Raw genomic sequence first — 20,417 nt, forward strand, 5'->3', positions numbered from 1 at the left:
TTAAAACCTCTTTCGTTGACTTTCTATATCATTACGTATAGACATATAAGCATCATATCGTCCTTGATGAATATGACCAGCTTCTAGAGCAGCTTTAATCCCACAAATGGGTTCATGTTCATGATAGCAAGGACTAAATTTACAAGTATCAACATATTCACCAAATTCTGGGAATAATGTAGGCAATCTTTCAAGGGAAACATCATTAAATTCAATAGCACTAAATCCAGGTGTATCCATGATAAAAGAATCTGCATCTAAACTATATAAAGAAGCGTGACGAGTGGTGTGTTTGCCACGTTTAATCTTATCACTTACCTCCCCAGTCTGGAAGGCGAATTTTGGGTCTACTGCATTTAAAAGACTACTCTTACCAACACCAGATGGACCTGCAAAAGCTGTTACCTTATGTTGAAGCACATGACGTAAATCATCGATGCCTGTCATATTATATGTGGATGTCATCAAAACCTTATAACCAATTGATTTATAAAGATCAACCATAGTTTCCGTCTCTGAATCCATCAGGTCACATTTATTGATACATAGCACGATAGGTATATCCGCATGTTCAATCATAACGAGCATTTTATTAAGTAATAGCTCATTAATATCTGGTTCATGGGCAGCCACAACTAATACAACTTGGTCAATATTAGCTACTGCTGGACGTACCATCGAATTATGACGTCCATGGATGGATTCAACGAACCCATCCTCCGAAATCGTAACGCGGTCACCCACAAGTAAACTATAACGACCTTTCTTAAGTCTGCCACGAACCTTACATTCATGAATGGTGCCCGTATCATCTTGTACATAAAAGTACCCATTCATATTTTTGACAACAATGCCTGTAATCATAGTACCTCTTATAATGCAGTTTCTTGCACTAATGCACCATTGAGGTATACCTCAATACGTACATTACCTACACCGGACACTTTTCGAACAATACGATCTCCAGGTTTATTGGTATCATCATAAATTACTGCGGAACCTTCATCATCTTTTACGACAATTTTAAGTTCTTGATTTTTAGAACCAGCTGGTACAGTAACATCTATAGTACCAGTTGTTTTATTACCACTGTTTCCATCTTTTTTATCAGATTTCTTTTTATCATCTTTGAACTCAGTCGTAAGATTTAATGTGGAGCCTTCGTCAATTTCATCGCCAGCTTTAATGCTTTGCTCTATAACCACAGATTTTTCTTCCACAGATCCAGATACTTGGTTTACACCTAGTTGAATATTACTCAATGTATCACGAGCATCTTTTAATGTCATACCAACAAGATTAGGTACTTTGACTTTCTTAGCCTTCGCTTTATTTACAACGAGATCAATTGTTGTCCCTTTAGACACTTTAGAATCTCCGGAAGGACTCTGAGCAATGATTACACCATCTTTTTTACCATCTACAGATTGCTGTGTTATTTTCCCCACAACTAAACCTAAATCTTTAAGTCGTTGACGGGCTTGATCCACAGTTAAATCAGTTAAATCTGGCACCGTAATATCGCCTACACCTTTAGAAACCACAAGATGGATTGTTCGTTGCTCTTTAACCTTCTCTCCAGCTCCAGGAGTTTGAGAAATAACTTGACCAGCTGGCACATCTGGATTTGTGACTTCACTTGTAGACACACGCAAATGTTTATCTTCTAAGATATTTTTTGCTACAGAAACTTGTTTGCCTACCACATTAGGTACATCTACTGTTGTATTACTCCAGAAATTACCGTAGCTTAAGAAAGCACCTAAAAATGCTACTAAGAAAATGACAGCAGCACCTAGAACGATGTATTTTTGTGGAATCGATGCAATTTTACTTAACATACTCTTCTTTTTACCCTCTTCTTTTCGTTCTTCTTGAATCGTACTAAGATCTTCAAGTGCTTCAGGATCAACAGCAGGAATCATTTGTGTAGCAAAGTCATATGGTTCATGACGTTGTGTTTTGCCCATCGTAAAACCTTGAGATAATCGCAAATCACTGATCATATCAGAGATAGAATCAAATCGATCAGCAGGATTTTTAGATAATGCTTTCATAACAACAGCTTCTAAAAGCGGAGGAATTGATGGATTATATCGTGTTGGAGGTTCTACCTTCTCACGAACATGTTTTAATGCTACCGCAATTGGTGTTTCCCCTTCAAATGGTACACGACCTGTAAGCATTTCATACAATACAACACCCAATGAATAGATATCTGTATTGCCGTCTACCGGTTTACCACTAGCTTGCTCTGGTGATAAATAGTGTGCTGAACCCAAAATCGAATTCGTATACATAACTGTGTTAGTTGCATTTATTGCACGAGCAATACCGAAATCAGTTACTTTAACGCGCCCCGTATTGGTAATAATAACATTATGTGGCTTTATATCACAATGAACAATGCCCATTGTATGCGCGTGTTCTAAGCCTTCAGCTATGGCGATAGTAAATTTAACAGCCTCATCTATGGACAGTCTTCCATGACGAGTTATATATTTTTTTAAGGTTTCACCATCTACATATTCCATGACAATGTAGTGTAGATTTTGATCAAAACCTACATCATACATATTTACAATATTTGGATGATTTAATTTACCTGCCGCTTGTGCTTCTCGTTTAAATCGAGTCACAAATTCATCATCATTTGCAAAATTAGCATGCAATACTTTTATTGCTACTTGTCTACCTAGTAAGGTATCTTCTCCAAGGTATACATCAGCCATTCCACCAACGCCAATTTTATCAACAATTCGGTAGCGGTTATCTAGAAGTATGCCTTTTATATTCATAGTACTCATTATTTCTCCATTTCTAGATTAGATTGTTCCCACCACAATGGTCACATTATCTCCTGCTCCGACTTCATATACAGCTTCCATCAATGATTCAATAACCAACATATCATCATCCGTTGATTGTAATGCAGAGGCAATTACATCATCGGATACATAGCCACTTAATCCATCAGTGCAAAGTAAAATACGATCACCGGGAAGAATAGATTCTACGCCACTATCAACCTCTAAGATTTCATCAACACCAACTGCGCGAGTTAATAAATTCCGTTGAGGGTGATTTAGCATTTCATCCTTTGTAATCTCTCCAGCTGTTAATAATTCTTGTACCATAGAATGATCCGTAGTAATTTGTCGTAAATGACCATCTCTATATACATACAAACGACTATCACCAACACTTGCCCAGTAAAGTTGATTACCATTTATAGCTGTAACTACAGCGGTAGTACCCATACCAGCAAGACGTTCTTCACAAGCAACGCGATTTACAATACGTTGATTAGCGTGAATAATAGCATCACATAAGTCTTGTTGACCTATCGTTTCAAGGGAGGACAAATATTCTTTTATTTCATCTACAGCATAGGTACTTGCAATTTCACCACCGCTATAACCACCCATGCCATCAGTAACAGCACAAATATGGCCATCAATGAAGAAACGGTCCTCGTTACGCTGGCGCACAAGCCCAATTTTACTTAAACCAACAAAATTATTCATGATTCTCCTTTTTCCGACCATGAGCAGCCTTTAACTGCCCACATGCGGCTTGGATTGCATCGCCCATTTCCTTTCGTACCGTTACTGATACACCATAGGAACTGACGATGTCTTTAAATGTATTCATATTCGTAATAGATGGTTTATATAATTCAATATGTTCATTGCCATTAACTGGGATCAAGTTAACATGACAATTTGGGAAATCTTTACAGATTTTCCCCAAAGCATGAGCCTCATCCATAGATGCATTTACAGAATCTATAAGAATATACTCAAAGGTAACACGACGCTGTGTCGTATTATAATAGTATTTTACCGCATCTAAGACTTCCGTCAATTCATAACGTGCCCCAACGGGCATAATACTACGACGAACTTCATTATTTGTAGCATGTAATGAAAGTGCTAAGGTTATTGGCAAACCTTCATCAGCTAATTTATAAATATTAGGAACCCAACCACAAGTGGAAATCGTCATCTTACGATAACTAATATTACAAATCATAGGATCATGTAGTAGTTGTAATGCTTGTAATACATTATCATAATTTTGTAACGGCTCCCCTGCGCCCATAACGACAACAGAATGTATTTCCTCTTTAGTAAGAGCCCCAAATATGACAACTTGTCCAATAATCTCAGCGACTGTTAAATCTCTGTATAAGCCACCTTGTGTAGAAGCACAGAATACACATCCCATAGCACACCCCACTTGAGAGGAAACACATACAGAATACCCATAGTGTTGCTCCATCAAAACTGCTTCCACACGACTTTGATCTGTCATCTCTACAAGAATTTTGCGAGTCTTTCCATCAGGGGCAATAGACTCTGTAATTAATGTAGGTAAAGAAATAACACAATTATCATTTAGCCATTGACGCAAGTCTTTCGGAAATTGTGTCATGTCTTCAAAATCAAAAATATATCTATGATAGATATAGTCAAATAACTGTTTCGCTCGAAACTTTTGTATATTATGGGTCTTAAAGATAGATTGTAATTCTTCTAAAGACTTACCCAATAATTCTATCATGGTGCTCCATTTCTTATATTATGATAAGCGTTTCATGCGAGCCATAAAGAAACCATCCATATGATCTCGCGGTGGATAGGTTGTAATCATACCATCTATAGCTTGTGGTGCCCCTTTATATGATACAGGATCGATGATAAAGTTCTTATGAATTGCCAAGAATTTATTTAGAACAGCTTCATTTTCACCACTATTCATAGTACATGTGGAATATACTAAATATCCATTAACCTTAACCATTTTAGAAGCTTTTTCTAATATTTCAAGCTGTAACGGCGGCAACTCAATAAGTAAAGACTCTGTTTTACGCCAACGCATATCTAATTTCTTTTGTAATATACCTAGACCAGAACAAGGAGCATCAACTAAGACGCGATCAAATTGTTCTTTCCAATTATCAGGTAGATAACGACCATCTTGAAGCTTAGTAGAAATAATAGATACACCTAATCGCTCAGCATTTTGATTAATCAGTTCTAATTTATGGTCGTAAATATCACAACTCATAATAGCTCCTGTATTATTCATAAGACTTGCCATATGCATAGACTTGCCACCTGGTGCAGCACAACAGTCTAAGATACGCTCTCCTGGTTGAGGATCCACCACATGGGCTACTAACATAGATGCTTTATCCATAAAAGTAATATGACCATCTAAAACAGGTTTGGCTTTTTCTAAATGACCTTGATGTCCATCAATATAAACTACTTCAGGAATATATGTATCCTGTTTTACAATCCAATCTAAATCTTCTAATTCTTTTAAACAATCCTCAATAGATACTTTCACTGTATTTATGCGAGCCGTCAAACGAGGTTGTTCATTAAACCAAGAACAAAGATCTACGGTCTTATCTTTTCCCATTTCTTTTATCCAAAAGTTGACAAGCCATAATGGTTGATTGTAGATAAAGGAAATTTCTTCAGCTTCGGACTTAGCTAGTTCACCGATAGAAATGCTATCACTTTCACGTAAAACCGAACGTAAAACAGCATTTACAAAACCAGATAAACCTCTAGTTAGCTTTTTGGCGAGTTTAACAGATTCGTTAACAGCCGCACTTTCAGGAACCTTATCCATATAGATAATTTGATAAATACCAAGTCTAAGAATTTCCACAACCATAGAAGATAGTTTCTTTAAGGTGCGCTTTGCAAAGAAAACAATAATAGCATCCAAATAATTTTTTCTACGAATGACTCCATACACAAGTTCAGTAAAGAATCTTCGATCTAAATCGGATAGATGATATTTCTGTAAATACTCTTGCAACTTTATATTTGCATAAGCACCATTGCGATTAATTTCACTCAATGCTTTTACAGCGAGCAATCGAATATTTTGTTGTTGATTAGTCTTTACCTCTATCATTACTATTCCTACCAATCAATTGTTCTACTACTGCTCGAACATGTTCAGAATCGACTGTTGTATTACAACATGGCCCATTAGGACGTTCATTTAATACCCCAATAACTGGGATGGGAAATACATCAGCCATTCCACTTGCTAAATCTCGTTCGCAAGCTATTGCTACAATAGCTTTTGGCCGTGCTTCCTTTACCTTCATCCGCGCTAAGGTGCCTCCAGTGACAACTATAAATTGACAACCATAGTCCTTAGCCACTTGCAACAAATTACCAACCTGGCATCGCCCACACTGCTTACAATTATATACATCATGTGTAACCTTATGAACACACGAACTTTCTTGTAAACAGTGAGGAGTTAATAATAATATACGTTCTGGATCTACCGTATACATATCTAACATTACTAAATGATTGATTAAATCAATCATAGACTGGCGGAGTTGATCCTTAGTAACCCCTCTCACCTTACCAATCGCCAAAGTTAATGGAAATAATCCATAAATAAACTGATTGGCTAGTCTTAAAACAATAGGATGTAACCGTATAATACCTGTGCTAGCAACAATTAAAGATAAGCACAAAATCCATATAATAGCAATAAGTATAGATATAACTACACTACTTATAATTGATGCAAATGGATGCAATTGTAAAAGTCCTGGTTCTAATATATACATTAGAAAGGCTAGTACTGCTGTGAGCAAAGCACATGTAATAGTTGATAAAAACAAGTATAACGGATACGTTTCGTACTGCTTATATTGAGTCCCCAAAAACGATACCTTCCTTTATTTGATGACCATTTATAAAATCAATTGCAGAAATGCGTTTTTTATTTTCTGGTTGGACTTCTGTCAATAGAATTATATTTCCATCACCACAAAATACACCTAAACCGGCTATTTTAGATACGATTGTACCAGGCACAGTTGTGGCTGATATAGCAATTGGTACATGTTTACCATGAACATCAATCAAACAGTGAGTCGTATCACTGGGAACCACTTCTCCAGACCATACTTTTAAACGTTTTCCATCGAGATATGTATAACATCCAGGTGCTGGATTAAGTCCTCTAATGAGGTTTGCAATTTCATTAGCCGGCTTAGACCAGTCGATCTGCCCCATTTCCTTTGTAATCTTAGTAGTATGTGTAGCCATTGTATCATCTTGTGGTGTAGCCACAATTTCTCCATTAACCCAACGAGTTAATACAGGTACTATAGTTTCACCCCCCAGTACAGCTATACGTTCAAATAACTGTCCTGTCGTTTCACCGGGTAAAATATCTGTCTCCACAATGTCGATGATATCACCTGTATCAAGTCCATCATCCATATGCATTATGGTAACACCCGTTTTAGAGTCTCCATTAAGAATTGCATAGTGAATTGGCGCAGCGCCTCTATAACTAGGTAAAATAGAGGCATGAACATTAATACAACCATATTGCGGCAATCGAATAAGCCAAGGAGGTAAAATTTTACCATACGCAATAACAATCACTACATCTGGTTGTAATGTTTCTAATTCGGCTCTCACTTGTTCATCACGCAAAGTGACTGGTTGATATACAGGCAAGTCATGCTCTAAAGCAGCTACTTTTACAGGGGGCATTTGAACTTGTTTACCACGCCCTTTTTGTTTATCAGGCTGGCAATACACACCGACAATAGAATGACCAGCTTGAATCAAAGCCTCTAAGGTAGGCACAGAAAAGTCTGGTGTCCCCATAAAAACGATGCGTAATTGTTTATTATCAGACAATTTCTTTCTCCTCTGGATGATCAGTAATTAATCGTAAGTTAGTTGCTTTTTCAATAAACAAATGACCTTCCAAGTGATCAATTTCATGTTGGAAAATACGCGCCAAAAAACCTTCAGCTTTTATAGTTACCTTCTTATTATGTGGATCAATACCTTTAACGGTGACTTTATTAAATCGTTCCACATCTCCAAAATATCCTGGCACACTTAAGCATCCTTCAGGTCCAACTTGAGAACCTTCAGCATGAGTGATTTCAGGGTTAATTAGCGCAATAAGACCACTACCAGATTGGTCATCTACAACGATAATACGTTTAGCTACAGCCACTTGAGGTGCTGCAAGACCAACTCCTTCAGTCTTATACATAGTTTCAGCCATATCATCGATAAGGACTCTAAGTTTTTTATTAACATGTTCTACAGGTTCCGCCACTTGTTTTAAAACGGGATGACCTGCTTTCACAACATCTAATACAGCCATTGATACTCCTACACTACACGGGATCCACGTCAATCAGCAGTCCTTCTTGCGTGAAAATCCATGAGTTATATATATATTCTTTCAAATTTGTTAAATCTGTACCGCGAATCATAATAGCTAAACGATACATATCGCGCACTTTTTTTATAGGCGCTTCATAAGGACCATTAATCAAAATATCCTGATTTCCTTTATAAGACTCCAAGTCATCGACAATACGATTTGCTATAGACTCTAATATTTTCATATCTTGATGACGCACTACCATATGAATCATTTCGCGAAATGGAGGATATCCTAAAGCTTTACGATTTTTAATTTCTTCATTGTAAAAGCCTATATAATCATGAGCCTTACTCTTTATTATAGCATAATTTAAAGGATTATATGTTTGTATTACAACGCTACCCGGTTTTTCACCCCTACCAGCACGTCCAGAGGTTTGAGTAAGTAAATCAAAAGTTCGTTCTGAAGCTGTATAAACAGGAATATTCAAAACTGAATCGGCTGTTAAAATACCAACAGCTGTTACATCTTTAAAGTCATGACCTTTAGATACCATTTGTGTTCCCAACAAAATATCATATTTATGAGCCCCAAAGTCATGTAAAATATCTTCTGCTAATTGCTTATTTTTTGTCACATCTTGATCAAGACGAGCAATGCGGGCCGATTTAAAGTGACGACGTAACTCTTCCTCTACCTTTTGTGTGCCTGAACCAAAAAACTTAATCCTCTTACTATTACATTTGGGACAAACAGTTGGAATTGGTTCATGATGTTCACAATAATGACAACGCAATTCTTCACCAGCTTGGTGATAAACCATAGCTACATCACAATGAGGACACATAATAGTTTCCCCACAATCCCGGCACATAACAAAAGTACTATAACCGCGTCTATTTAACAGAATAATCATTTGATTATGCTCATCCAATGTATGTTGAATTAAGCGACTCATGGCATCAGAAAAAACGGAGTAATTTCCATGAAGAATTTCTTCCTTCATATCTACTATAGTAACCTTCGGCATAGGTTGCTCAAAAATGCGATTTGGCAACTCTAGTAAATGATACTCCCCTTGCTTAGCTTTATAGTACGAAGTAACAGATGGTGTAGCAGAACCTAAAATAACGGGACAACCATGTGCCTCAGCACGCCACAATGCCACGTTACGTGCATGATATCGAACCATATCCTCTTGTTTATAAGATGGATCATGTTCTTCATCGACCACAATAAGGCCGATATCCTCAGCTGGCGCAAATACGGCAGAACGAGCGCCAATAATAATGTGACTATCCTTACGGCGCAAACGCTCCCAATTATTGTTCCGTTGTTGTACCGTCAATTTACTATGAAATACTACGACTTCGTCACCAAAAGTTTCTACAAATCGTCTCACAATTTGATCAGTCAATATAATTTCAGGTACTAAAATAATAGCCGTCTTATCCTGACTAATACATTTTGCTGTAGCACGTAAATATAATTGAGTCTTACCACTACCAGTGACACCATGAAGTAAAAAGGTTTTATGTTCATGGCTATTCATTGCAGCTTGTATTGGTCCATATACAGCTTGTTGAGCTTCAGTAAGAGGAATATTAACTTCTTCTGTTAAAAGCTCATCAAATGTTGTTTTTGTGGCTTTAAAACGAGCTTCAACGACAATACCTTTAGCTTCACTCACTTGTTTAATGACCATACGAGAATAGCCTTTAGCTAGCAGTAATGCCTTAGATGCTCCGCCCACTTCAAGTAAGTATTTTGCTAATTCTCGTTGTTTCTTTTTCCGTTCACTAAATTGTGCCACCGAAAATTCTGGCATAACTACTAACCATTCTTCCTTTGGTGCCTCGTAAGATTTTAATGTCTTATTCACTGTAAACAATCGCAATGCATCGCCATAAGAGAATAAATAATACTCATTTAGACGACGGGCCGTATCCATCATTTCCGGTGTAAACCAAGGTTCACTATCTAATACTTGCACAATATTTCGTAAAGTGAACTCTGGTGGCTCAACTAACTCGTCGTAACCAATAAGAATGCCTTCTTCACGACTATGTCCTAAAGGAATGAGTACGCGCGTACCAGGTAAAACATTACCAAACTTTTCAGGCATTAAATAGCTCAAAGGTTTATGAAGTTGTTTGGCTGGTCTGTTAATTATAACTTGTGCTACGCGCATACATTATTTCCTTTCGTTTATTATAAAAGGTCTCAGTAGAAATTCTACCAAGACCTTTTGTATTATAAGCCAGCTTCTTCTTTTAGAATTTGTGCTTTATCTGTACGTTCCCAAGGTAAATCCACATCAGTTCTACCAAAGTGACCATACGCTGCAGTTTTGCGATAATGAGGCTTTAACAAATCAAGCATTTCAATGATTCCTGCTGGACGAAGGTCGAAATGTTTTTTAACAAGCTCTTGAATTTTTGTTTCCTCTATGCGACCTGTACCAAAAGTATCAACTAAAATAGATACAGGATGAGCAACCCCAATTGCATAAGCAACTTGCACTTCACATTTATCAGCAAGACCTGCTGCTACAACATTTTTAGCTACATAACGTGCTGCGTATGCTGCAGAACGGTCCACTTTAGATGGATCCTTACCAGAAAATGCACCGCCACCATGACGGGCCATACCACCGTATGTATCTACAATAATTTTACGGCCAGTTAAACCAGCATCACCATGAGGGCCTCCAATTACGAAACGACCAGTTGGATTGATGAAGTATTTAGTATTTTCATCAACGAATTCAGCAGGCAACGCTGCGTCAATTACATAACGCTTCAAATCGGCTTTAATTTGTTCTTGGGTCACTTCAGGGCTATGTTGCGTAGAAATAACAATTGTATCAATGCGCTTAGGTTTACCATCAACATATTCTACAGTAACTTGAGTTTTACCGTCTGGACGTAAGTAAGTTAAAGTCCCATCCTTACGAACTTCTGTAAGTCGACGAGATAAACGATGTGCCAAGGAAATTGGCAAAGGCATGAGTTCAGGTGTTTCATTAGATGCATAGCCAAACATCATACCTTGGTCACCAGCACCGATTTTATCAAGCACTTCACCATTGCCATCTTTTGATTCAAGTGCTTCATCAACGCCCATGGCGATATCCGCAGATTGTTCATCGATGGATACAAGTACACCACAAGTATCACAATCAAAACCAAATTTTGCACGAGTATAACCAATTTCACGAATTGTATCACGTACGATGCGAGGAATATCAACATATGTATGAGTAGAAATTTCACCTACTACATGAACTAAACCAGTAGTAACTAAAGTTTCACAAGCCACACGAGCAGTTGGATCCTTTTCAATAATCGCATCCAAAACAGCATCAGAAATTTGGTCAGCTATTTTATCTGGATGGCCTTCAGTAACAGATTCAGAAGTAAAAAACATATGTTTTTCAGCCATTTTATCCTCCTAATACGAAAAAAAGTCTCTCATGCACTCATGAGAGACCCTCCCATCTAACGACATTTGTCATAGGAATTAGCACCTTTTCCGCTTGGAATGGTTGCTGTAGCTTCACAGGGCCTATCCCTCCACTACTCTTGATGAGTTACAAAAATATTATAGTGTATTTACAGTGAGAAAGCAAGTCATTATTATACCTCTCTTGCCTCTTTTAAAGCTAAATCATGTTCGGCCTTATGAAGGGCACTTTCAAACTGACGATACATATGATGACGGCCCAGAATATCCAAGAAATCAGATTTATACATCTCTCTACGTATATCGTAACTCACATCACTAAGCAAAACTTCTATGCCTCTTTTTTGAAGTTCTTCAATAATACCTCGTAAAATACGTAAACCCGTTAAATCTACAAATGGTACTTTTACAAAACGAATGATTAAATATTTAGGATCTTTATGTATAGAGTTTAACGCTCTATCAAATGCACTTATAGCACCAAAGAATAATGGGCCATCTACAGTGTATACCATTATTTCTGGATGGATTGTAATCTCATGCCTAATCTGAGCTGATAATTCGGCACTACTTGCTTCATGCACATCAATTGTATTAACCATTTTGCGCATAAACTGCAACACTGCAAGTACTACACCTACATTTACAGCTACTACTAAATCCGTAAAAATAGTCAGGAAAAAGGTAAGCAATAATATTATTTGATCTGGACGAGGTGCGAGAATAAGCATTCGTATAAAACGTGGTACATCACTCATATTGTAGGCTACTACAAATAATATGGCTGCCATAGATGCCAACGGAATATACACTGCATATGGGGCTAAAAATAAAAGAATGGCACCTAATGTAATGGCATGAACAATACCTGCCATCGGAGAATTACCACCTTGTCGAATATTTGTGGCAGTTCGCGCAATAGCACCGGTTGATGCAATTCCACCAAACAATGGCGCAAATATATTAGCTAATCCTTGTCCAAATAATTCAGTATTAGATTCATGCTTGGTTCCACTTATACCATCAGCAACAACTGCAGACAATAAGGATTCAATAGCGCCTAGCATGGCAATTGTAAAAGCCGGCCCGATTAAGGATAAGATTTTATCAAAACTCAATTTTGGTACAGAAAATTCTGGCAAACCTTGAGGTATGCCACCAAATGCACTACCAATGGTTAAAACCGTAGGAAATTGGTAGATGGCTTGAATAACCGTAGCAACAATCATAGCTACAATGGGAGCTGGAATTTTATTAATACATGGGATTTTAGGTAAAACTAACAGTAGACTTAAGCTTAAGATCGCAATCCCCAATGTAGGTAAGTCAGAGTATGGTAAGGACTGAATCATAGCCCATAATTTTTCATGGAAATGAGCCATATAAGGCAACGGTGGAAATCCAAAGAAATATGGCCATTGCCCCACCCAAATTGTAACACCAATACCCGCTGTAAAACCCATAATAACAGGTGTGGGTATAAACCGTATAACCGTTCCTAACTTTGCAACGCTCATTAAAACGAGAATAATCCCTGCCATCATGGTCGCAATTTGTAAGCCTTCAAAGCCATAATTGACAACGATACTGCTCAATAGAACGATAAATGCCCCTGTAGGGCCCGCAATCTGAACAGGGGAGCCACCAAACAAGGATACAAATATACCTGCAATGATTGCCGTATAAATGCCCGCTTGCGGTGTAACTCCACTAGCAATAGCAAAGGCCATTGCTAAAGGCAGAGCCACAACCCCTACGACCAATCCGGCGATAATATTATTACTCCATTTTCCTTTTCCTAATGAGCCGTCTAAATATGCTTTTTGTATAGCAAACATGTAAGAAAAACACACCCTTTTTAAAACAACACACACAAGAATTAATTTATGTCAGCTCTGTTTGCTACTAAATCAATAACTTCTCTAAGGATATGTCGAGCAAGGTCAGATTTTTTCATATTAGGCATTTCTTTAGGCTCTTTATCAGGATATAAAAAATAGCCTTCATTCGTATCTACATTAAAACCTGCATTCGATTTGCTTACATCATTGGCTACAAGCATATCTAGATTTTTTTTAGCCACTTTATCCTGACCATACTTGATTACATATTCTGTTTCTGCCGCAAAACCAACAAGAATTTGATGACTTTTTTTAGAGCCCAACCCTTGTAGAATATCTGGATTTTTTACAAGTTCTATGGTCATAGACTCCATTTTTTTTATTTTTTGCTCTGCTTTATGAAGGACTCTAAAGTCAGAAACAGCGGCAGCCATAATAACTACATTAACATCATTATAACGAGCTTCAACAGCCTCCTGCATAGATACCGCGGAATCTACAGAAATAAAGTCTACGCCATTTGGTATAGGCAAGGATGTGGGAGCACTTACTAATATCACCTTAGCCCCCATGCGTGCAGCCTGTTCTGCAATGGCATACCCCATCTTACCGCTAGAACGATTTCCAATATACCGAACAGGATCAATACTCTCCTGTGTTCCGCCAGCTGTAACAAGTATAGTAGTACCTTCAAGCTCATTGGTGCTGCACATTTTAGCTTCTAGCCAATCCACAATTGCTTCGGGCTCCGGTAAACGTCCTACACCAGTGATGCCACAAGCTAACCAACCTTCTGCAGGGTCCATAATATGGTAGCCCAAAGAACGTAATCCTTCTAAATTGCGTTGAGTAATAAGATTATTATACATTTCTGTATTCATAGCAGGACAAAGGTACTTAGGTGCCGTGGTGGCCATAATTGTTGTAGTTAACATATCATCAGCAATGCCTGCATAAATTTTTCCGATCACATTTGCTGTCGCAGGCACAACTACATATGCATCTGCCCAAGTGGCCAGTGCAATATGTTCTACATCCCACTGATGAACTTGTTCAAACATGTCTAAAGCTACAGGATGTCCACTAATTTCACCAAATGTTAAAGGTGACGCAATATGCGTTGCATTTTGTGTCATTACAACCTTTACTTCAGCCCCTTTTTTACGAAGTCTGCTTACCACTTCAATTGCCTTATACGCTGCAATACCTGCAGATACTGCGACAATGATATGTTTTCCGCGCATGTTCTTCTCCTTTTAAAAATTCCTTGTATCATTGATACAAGGAATTGATTTTTTATTTAATGCCTTCTTTAGTGCGTTTATATGTCACTTCACCTTCAGCAATTTCATAAAATGCCAAAGATACAGGCTTGTCAGTCGCATGTGTAGATTCTGCTAAGCAAGGTTCGCCATCTGTTAATTCGCGAGCGCGTTTAGCCGCTAAAGTCACCAATGTATATTTGCTATCTACTTGGCTTTCCAATTTTTTTAATGGAGGTTTTACCATCATACCATCACTTCTCCTTAGACTCTTGATATTGTTTATAAATATATTGAATTTGCTCTTTATTACGACTAATCTTACAAGACTCAGCTCGCAAGATAGAGGCAACCTTTTCAGAAGCCTCTGCTAAATCATCATTTACAACGATATAGTCATAACGATGAGCTAAGGCTAATTCTGAACAAGCCAATGACAATCGTTTATCAATGACTTCTTTAGCATCTGTGCCACGATTATGTAAACGTTCAGATAACTCCGATAGTGACGGCGGTACAATGTAAATAAATACAGCATCGCTAAAACGTTCCTTAACCTGCATAGCGCCTTGAATATCGATTTCTAATAGTACACTTTTCCCATCATCTAATAAATCCATTACATGCTGTTTTGGAGTACCATAGTAATTATCATATACCTTAGCATATTCTAAGAATGCGTCTTCACTAAGCAAAGACTCAAATTCCTCTTTAGAGCGGAAGAAATAGTTAATTCCTTCCCTTTCACCCACACGTGGAGCACGGGTTGTCATAGAAACGGAATAAACTAAATTAGGCATTTCTTTACGAATATTCGCACAAATCGTACCTTTACCTGCGCCAGATGGCCCGGATATAACGATTAATAATCCTCTGTCTGACATATGCACTCCTATGATTCCACTGTATCTACATCCACATCATGTTGCACAAGTCGATGTGCTACGGTTTCAGGTTGAATTGCAGATAATACAATTTGACCACTATCCATAACTAATACAGCACGTGTCTTACGACCATATGTGGCATCAATGAGCAATCCCTTATCTCTAGCATCTTGAACCATCCGCTTTATAGGGGCGGATTCAGGACTAATAATAGCCATAACACGGTTAGCAGATACCATATTACCAAAGCCTATATTCAGTAATTGAATACTCATTCATAGACCTCCTATTACTCTACATTCTGTACTTGTTCTCTAATTTTCTCTAACTCACATTTAAGTTGAACCACAAACTCAGTAATAATCGAATCCATTGCTTTGGAGCCGATTGTATTTACCTCACGATTCATTTCTTGCAAAATAAAATCAATCTTACGACCGATTGAATTTGTATCTGCAAGTGTATTTTTTAATTGTACCACATGAGAGGTAAATCGGACAATCTCTTCCGTAATATCCGTCTTATCAGCTAATAGAGCAATTTCTTGTATAAAACGATCTTCACTAATACTCGCTTCTAAAGAAATTAAATATTCCTGAATCTTAGTTTTTATGTGTTCGCGATATGCTTCTACAGCACCAGCTTTATTAGTGTCTATTTTAGTAATTATATATTCAAGTGTTCCGATACGTTCTAATAAATCCTGATTGATATGTTGACCTTCCGCAGTTCGCATTGCTATTAAAGCATCTAATGCTTGAGTAGTTGCTTCTTTTACAATATCTGAAAGTACCTCTTCAGCAATTGGTGTATCTTGTTGTTGAATCCATTCGTTAGAAATCGAATTTACAGCTTGTAAAGGTACCTTTTTGGGGTTATCATAGAACTCCTCTTGTACCAATAACTCTTGTATCTGCTTTCTCAATACACTATTAATAGTGAAAGTTTTAGGTCGCTCTCCTGCATCTAGAATAGAAACTGATACCTCAACCTTACCACGAGTAATGCGATCTTGTATCATTCCACGAATAATACTTTCAAAAGGATTCATTTGTTTTGGACTACGAATAAATAGATCCAAGAAGCGTGCATTTACGGACTTAATTTCTACAGTACAGGTAATACCATCTTTGGTTGCTGTGCCAGAACCAAAACCGGTCATACTTTTCATAAATCATCCTCCTTAGTAGTTTTTATTATTGTACCACGAATTACACAATCCGTGTTTAAATACTAAGAATTATATGTACACTATGGTATACTAAACTATACTTCTAAATATATTTGAAAGGAGTACTATGAATTTAGACGGACTCACCATGTCTGTACTTGCTAAAGAAATAAACGAGCGATTACAAACAGGTCAAATACAAAAACTATATCAAATAGATAAAACTACATTATTATTTAAAATTCGAGCACTCAACGAAGACCAAAACTTGATCATTACCGTAGGTGCTACACCAGCAATGTATCTTAGTCAACCACTGCAAGATTTACCAAAAGAACCAAGCTCACTTTGTATGTTCTTACGAAAGCATATTGAAGGTAGCCGCATTGTAAAGGTGGAACAAATCAATGGCGACCGAATCATGTGCATCCAAACGGATAAACTTGAAATGGACGGTTCCATTACGAGTACATATATTTATGTTGAATTAATGGGCAAATATTCCAATTGTATTTTTGTACAAGACGGTATTATTTTAGAATCTTTAATTCACGTCTCTCCACTCATGAACCGTGAACGTTCTATTAGTCCAAAGCTACAGTATGATTTACCACCAAATGCTAATCGCGTAAGTTTAATGGACTTTGATAATAATGAAATAAAAAATCTACTTACTTCCTTTGGTAATGGTTCTGTGCAGCAATCTATTCGAGCTATCTTTAACGGTTTTGGTAAACCTTTATTGGATGAACTTTTATATATTTCCAAATTAAGTGGTGAAGAAATCATAACTGATTTAGATACTTCTCAACTAGATACACTTGCTAAAGCCTTGTACGACCTCAAGGTAAAACTCGAAAATAGCAAAAGTTTGTTTATTTTAGTCAACGATAACAATAAAAAAGCTTACGCAAGTATTTTATTACATAACTATAAGGTATTAAAAGAATATAACACTATTTCTGAAGCCTTAGAGAAATCCATTCATAATACTAAAGCAATTCATACAGCTGATAAAGAGTTAGAAAAAATCTTAACAGCAGCCATCAAAAAGGAAGAAGGTCGCCATCAAAAGATTAAAGATGAATTAGAAGATACTAAGAAAATGGAAACCTATAAATTATATGGTGATCTTCTAATGATAAATGCACACCTTCAAGTGCAATATGAGCCTTCTATTGAATTGCAAAATCTTCTTTCCGAAGAAAACGAAATCTTAACGATTCCTTTAAAGCCAAACTTAACGATTGTGGAAAATGCACAATGGTATTATAAGCTTTATACAAAACTAAAGAATCGTATGGTTAGCGGCGAGTACCAACTCAATGCTAGTACCACAAAACTAGCATACTTACAATCCATTCTGTACAGTATCTCTTTAGCCACCACTCGTGAAAGTTTAGAAGAAATACGCAAAGAATGTATGGATGCAGGCATTATAAAAAAATCAAAAAAACCATTATCTTACAAACTAGGTAAATCTAACTACATTCACTTAACAATTGATGAAGGTGAAATATTCATCGGTCGTAACAATCAGCAAAACGAATATTTAACACACCGATTTGCAAAGCCAACTGACATTTGGTTCCATACACAAGATATCCAAGGTTCCCACCTTATTTTGAGACTTAATATTGAGCCAGACGATATGATTTTATCTAAAGTAGCACAATATGCAGCCTACTTTAGTAAAGCTCGTGATACTAGTAAGGTCCCGGTAGATTATACATACATTAAAAATATCAAAAAGCCACCTGGATCTCCTTTTGGATTTGTTATTTTTAATACCCATCAAACTATGATTGTGGAGCCTAAAAAGCCAGAAAACTATAGAGAATGATAAAAGCGAAGGTATCCCTTCGCTTTTATTTTTGGCTTATTATTTTGCTCACATTATTTTTTACATATTGATCTGAAATTTGATATTACTTATCTTAAGTTTTCTATGGACTTTAAAATATAAAAAGAGGCTAGATATAATATGATATCTAGCCTTTGTTTAAACTATTGGTTTTCTTCTGTACGTTGTTCGGTTTGTTTCAAACTTTCACGATTTTGACGCAAGCTTTCCAATGTTTTCTCCAAGTTGTTTTCAACATATTTAAGAACATCACCAGCATATTGAATGGAGCTAGCTTTCAGCTCATCAGAGGATTGATTTGCTGCATTAATAATTTGATTAGCTTGTTCTTGAGCTTGTTTTACAAGTTCACTTTCAGCTGTCAATTTAGCAATGTAGTCTTTAGCTTGATCGATCAAAGTTTCAGCCTGACGTTGAGCATCAGCTAACACTTTATCTTTATCTGCTACAATACGACGAGATTCTTCAAGTTCCAAAGGTAAGGATTCCTGAATAGAATCAATAATACGCATAATTTCGTCTTCCTCAACCATACGTTTTGTAGTCATAGGAATACGGCTGCTAGATTCAATAAGAACCTCTAAATCTTCTAATAATTTTTCTGTTTTCATACAATTCACCCCTATTTATTATGGACCGTATTAAAGCGTTCTTCAAGTTTTTCCTTAACATCATCCGGAACAAGACCATCTAGCTTACCACCAAATTTAGCTAGTTCACGAATACCCGTGGAGCTGACAAAAGAGTATTTGTTATTTGTCATAATAAATACTGTTTCAATGTCATCATCCAAATATTTTGCAAATAATGCGCGCTGAAATTCATATTCAAAGTCGCTCAATGCACGTAATCCTCGAATAATAATAGTAGCATTCTTGGATTTAACATACTCATTGAGCAAGCCACCTGTACAATCAATTTCAACATTAGGAATATGTTTGACAGAATTTCGAATCATCTCAACCCGTTCTTCCATAGAAAATAAGGAATTTTTATTCGGATTTGAGCTGACAGCAATGATTAATTTATCAACCAATCGGCTGCCCCGTTCAAAAATATCAACATGTCCATTAGTAACTGGGTCAAAACTACCCGGACATACACCTATACGCACAGGTTTAGCTCCTTTCGGCTGTCTTTACAAAATAGGAAACTACCGTATAACCAAATTTCTGTTCTTTTATACATTCCCATAATTCTGGTAAGGTAAAAACCTCATCCTTATGATGTTCTAATAATAAAACACCTTCAGGTTTTAACAAATCATAGTTTACAACCAAATCTATGGTATCTTGTATAAATCCATTTTCATATGGCGGGTCAGAAAATATATAATCGAACTGTCGCCCTACTATATAATTTTTTAATTGTGAAAGTTTCCTCGGAATAATTTCTAACCGATCATCCACACGACAATGTTTAGCATTCTCTAAAATTAGTTTTCCCGTTTTAAAGTCCACTGCTACTGCATGTGCTGCACCACGACTTAAGGCTTCAATTGCTACTGCACCAGTGCCAGAAAATATATCTAGTATATCAGAACCAAATATACCTCTATTTGCTAATACATTAAATACACTTTCACGAACACGATCAAGTGTAGGCCTAGTATCTAACCCTTTAGGTGCTTTTATAGCATGTCCCTTAGCAGTTCCGCCAATAATTCGCATACAACCCTCACAAGATTATACTCATTAATTATAGTATATAAATAACCAAATTAAAAGTATC

20 protein-coding genes and 1 riboswitch are annotated in these 20,417 nt (G+C 36.9%); of the genes, 1 reads left to right on the forward strand and 19 read right to left on the reverse strand.

Annotation, left to right across the window (positions count from 1 at the left end):
- The 16 genes from rsgA to E7A03_RS02340 form a co-directional block, all read right to left on the reverse strand.
- On the reverse strand, positions 1 to 864 hold the full coding sequence (rsgA, locus tag E7A03_RS02265; protein WP_012864314.1) for a ribosome small subunit-dependent GTPase A: 864 nt from the start codon (positions 862 to 864) through the stop codon (positions 1 to 3).
- A gap of 8 nt (positions 865 to 872) precedes the next feature.
- Positions 873 to 2,798, reverse strand: a complete 1,926-nt coding sequence (gene pknB / locus E7A03_RS02270; protein WP_042466902.1) for a Stk1 family PASTA domain-containing Ser/Thr kinase — start codon at positions 2,796 to 2,798, stop codon at positions 873 to 875.
- 27 nt (positions 2,799 to 2,825) lie between these two features.
- A complete protein-coding gene (locus tag E7A03_RS02275; protein ID WP_004697417.1) occupies positions 2,826 to 3,527 on the reverse strand; it encodes a Stp1/IreP family PP2C-type Ser/Thr phosphatase in 702 nt (233 codons plus the stop codon).
- Positions 3,520 to 4,566: a dual-specificity RNA methyltransferase RlmN gene (gene rlmN, locus E7A03_RS02280; protein WP_101928242.1), complete on the reverse strand. Its 1,047-nt coding sequence runs from the start codon at positions 4,564 to 4,566 to the stop codon at positions 3,520 to 3,522. Before rlmN ends, E7A03_RS02275 begins: the two co-directional genes overlap by 8 nt.
- 18 nt (positions 4,567 to 4,584) lie before the next feature.
- Positions 4,585 to 5,940, reverse strand: a complete 1,356-nt coding sequence (gene rsmB, locus E7A03_RS02285) for a 16S rRNA (cytosine(967)-C(5))-methyltransferase RsmB (protein ID WP_316073621.1) — start codon at positions 5,938 to 5,940, stop codon at positions 4,585 to 4,587.
- On the reverse strand, positions 5,921 to 6,715 hold the full coding sequence (locus E7A03_RS02290) for a DUF116 domain-containing protein (protein WP_316073622.1): 795 nt from the start codon (positions 6,713 to 6,715) through the stop codon (positions 5,921 to 5,923). Before E7A03_RS02290 ends, rsmB begins: the two co-directional genes overlap by 20 nt.
- Positions 6,699 to 7,709: a methionyl-tRNA formyltransferase gene (fmt, locus tag E7A03_RS02295; RefSeq protein WP_287508933.1), complete on the reverse strand. Its 1,011-nt coding sequence runs from the start codon at positions 7,707 to 7,709 to the stop codon at positions 6,699 to 6,701. The genes E7A03_RS02290 and fmt overlap by 17 nt, the downstream gene beginning before the upstream one ends.
- Complete coding sequence (gene def / locus E7A03_RS02300; RefSeq protein WP_012864309.1) at positions 7,702 to 8,190, reverse strand: peptide deformylase; 489 nt, start codon at positions 8,188 to 8,190, stop codon at positions 7,702 to 7,704. The genes fmt and def overlap by 8 nt, the downstream gene beginning before the upstream one ends.
- A 13-nt stretch (positions 8,191 to 8,203) precedes the next feature.
- Positions 8,204 to 10,387, reverse strand: coding sequence for a replication restart helicase PriA (priA, locus tag E7A03_RS02305; RefSeq protein ID WP_287525417.1), 2,184 nt, complete (start codon positions 10,385 to 10,387; stop codon positions 8,204 to 8,206).
- A 62-nt stretch (positions 10,388 to 10,449) separates the two neighbouring features.
- Positions 10,450 to 11,640, reverse strand: coding sequence for a methionine adenosyltransferase (gene metK / locus E7A03_RS02310; protein ID WP_004695665.1), 1,191 nt, complete (start codon positions 11,638 to 11,640; stop codon positions 10,450 to 10,452).
- A 49-nt stretch (positions 11,641 to 11,689) separates the two neighbouring features.
- A riboswitch (SAM riboswitch) is annotated at positions 11,690 to 11,790 on the reverse strand.
- A gap of 44 nt (positions 11,791 to 11,834) precedes the next feature.
- Positions 11,835 to 13,499, reverse strand: a complete 1,665-nt coding sequence (locus E7A03_RS02315) for a SulP family inorganic anion transporter (protein WP_316073623.1) — start codon at positions 13,497 to 13,499, stop codon at positions 11,835 to 11,837.
- A 41-nt stretch (positions 13,500 to 13,540) separates the two neighbouring features.
- Complete coding sequence (gene coaBC / locus E7A03_RS02320; protein WP_316073624.1) at positions 13,541 to 14,746, reverse strand: bifunctional phosphopantothenoylcysteine decarboxylase/phosphopantothenate--cysteine ligase CoaBC; 1,206 nt, start codon at positions 14,744 to 14,746, stop codon at positions 13,541 to 13,543.
- A gap of 52 nt (positions 14,747 to 14,798) precedes the next feature.
- Entirely contained in the window at positions 14,799 to 15,014 is a 216-nt protein-coding gene (rpoZ, locus tag E7A03_RS02325; protein WP_004695660.1) for a DNA-directed RNA polymerase subunit omega, read from the reverse strand.
- A 4-nt stretch (positions 15,015 to 15,018) separates the two neighbouring features.
- The gene (gene gmk, locus E7A03_RS02330; RefSeq protein WP_012864305.1) at positions 15,019 to 15,648 is read right to left on the reverse strand and encodes a guanylate kinase; all 630 of its coding nucleotides are present in this window, start codon (positions 15,646 to 15,648) and stop codon (positions 15,019 to 15,021) included.
- An 8-nt stretch (positions 15,649 to 15,656) separates the two neighbouring features.
- The gene (remA, locus tag E7A03_RS02335) at positions 15,657 to 15,926 is read right to left on the reverse strand and encodes an extracellular matrix/biofilm regulator RemA (protein ID WP_004695657.1); all 270 of its coding nucleotides are present in this window, start codon (positions 15,924 to 15,926) and stop codon (positions 15,657 to 15,659) included.
- 14 nt (positions 15,927 to 15,940) lie between these two features.
- Entirely contained in the window at positions 15,941 to 16,822 is an 882-nt protein-coding gene (locus tag E7A03_RS02340; protein WP_012864304.1) for a YicC/YloC family endoribonuclease, read from the reverse strand.
- 127 nt (positions 16,823 to 16,949) lie between these two features.
- Here E7A03_RS02340 and E7A03_RS02345 point away from each other — a divergent pair, with 127 nt between their 5' ends.
- Positions 16,950 to 18,665 (forward strand): Rqc2 family fibronectin-binding protein, encoded by a 1,716-nt coding sequence (locus E7A03_RS02345; protein WP_316073625.1) that lies wholly within the window; start codon positions 16,950 to 16,952, stop codon positions 18,663 to 18,665.
- 164 nt (positions 18,666 to 18,829) lie between these two features.
- Here the strand turns inward: E7A03_RS02345 and E7A03_RS02350 are convergent, their stop codons facing one another.
- The 3 genes from E7A03_RS02350 to rsmD are packed head-to-tail and all read right to left on the reverse strand — an operon-like array spanning position 18,830 to position 20,356.
- Positions 18,830 to 19,297, reverse strand: a complete 468-nt coding sequence (locus E7A03_RS02350; protein ID WP_004693228.1) for a hypothetical protein — start codon at positions 19,295 to 19,297, stop codon at positions 18,830 to 18,832.
- Positions 19,298 to 19,308: 11 nt separating this feature from the next.
- Entirely contained in the window at positions 19,309 to 19,800 is a 492-nt protein-coding gene (coaD, locus tag E7A03_RS02355; RefSeq protein WP_004693226.1) for a pantetheine-phosphate adenylyltransferase, read from the reverse strand.
- A 4-nt stretch (positions 19,801 to 19,804) separates the two neighbouring features.
- Entirely contained in the window at positions 19,805 to 20,356 is a 552-nt protein-coding gene (rsmD, locus tag E7A03_RS02360; RefSeq protein ID WP_316073626.1) for a 16S rRNA (guanine(966)-N(2))-methyltransferase RsmD, read from the reverse strand.
- Positions 20,357 to 20,417: the final 61 nt, after the last annotated feature.

The organism is Veillonella parvula, assembly GCF_032472435.1.
Classification (GTDB): Bacteria; Bacillota; Negativicutes; order Veillonellales; family Veillonellaceae; genus Veillonella; species Veillonella parvula_N.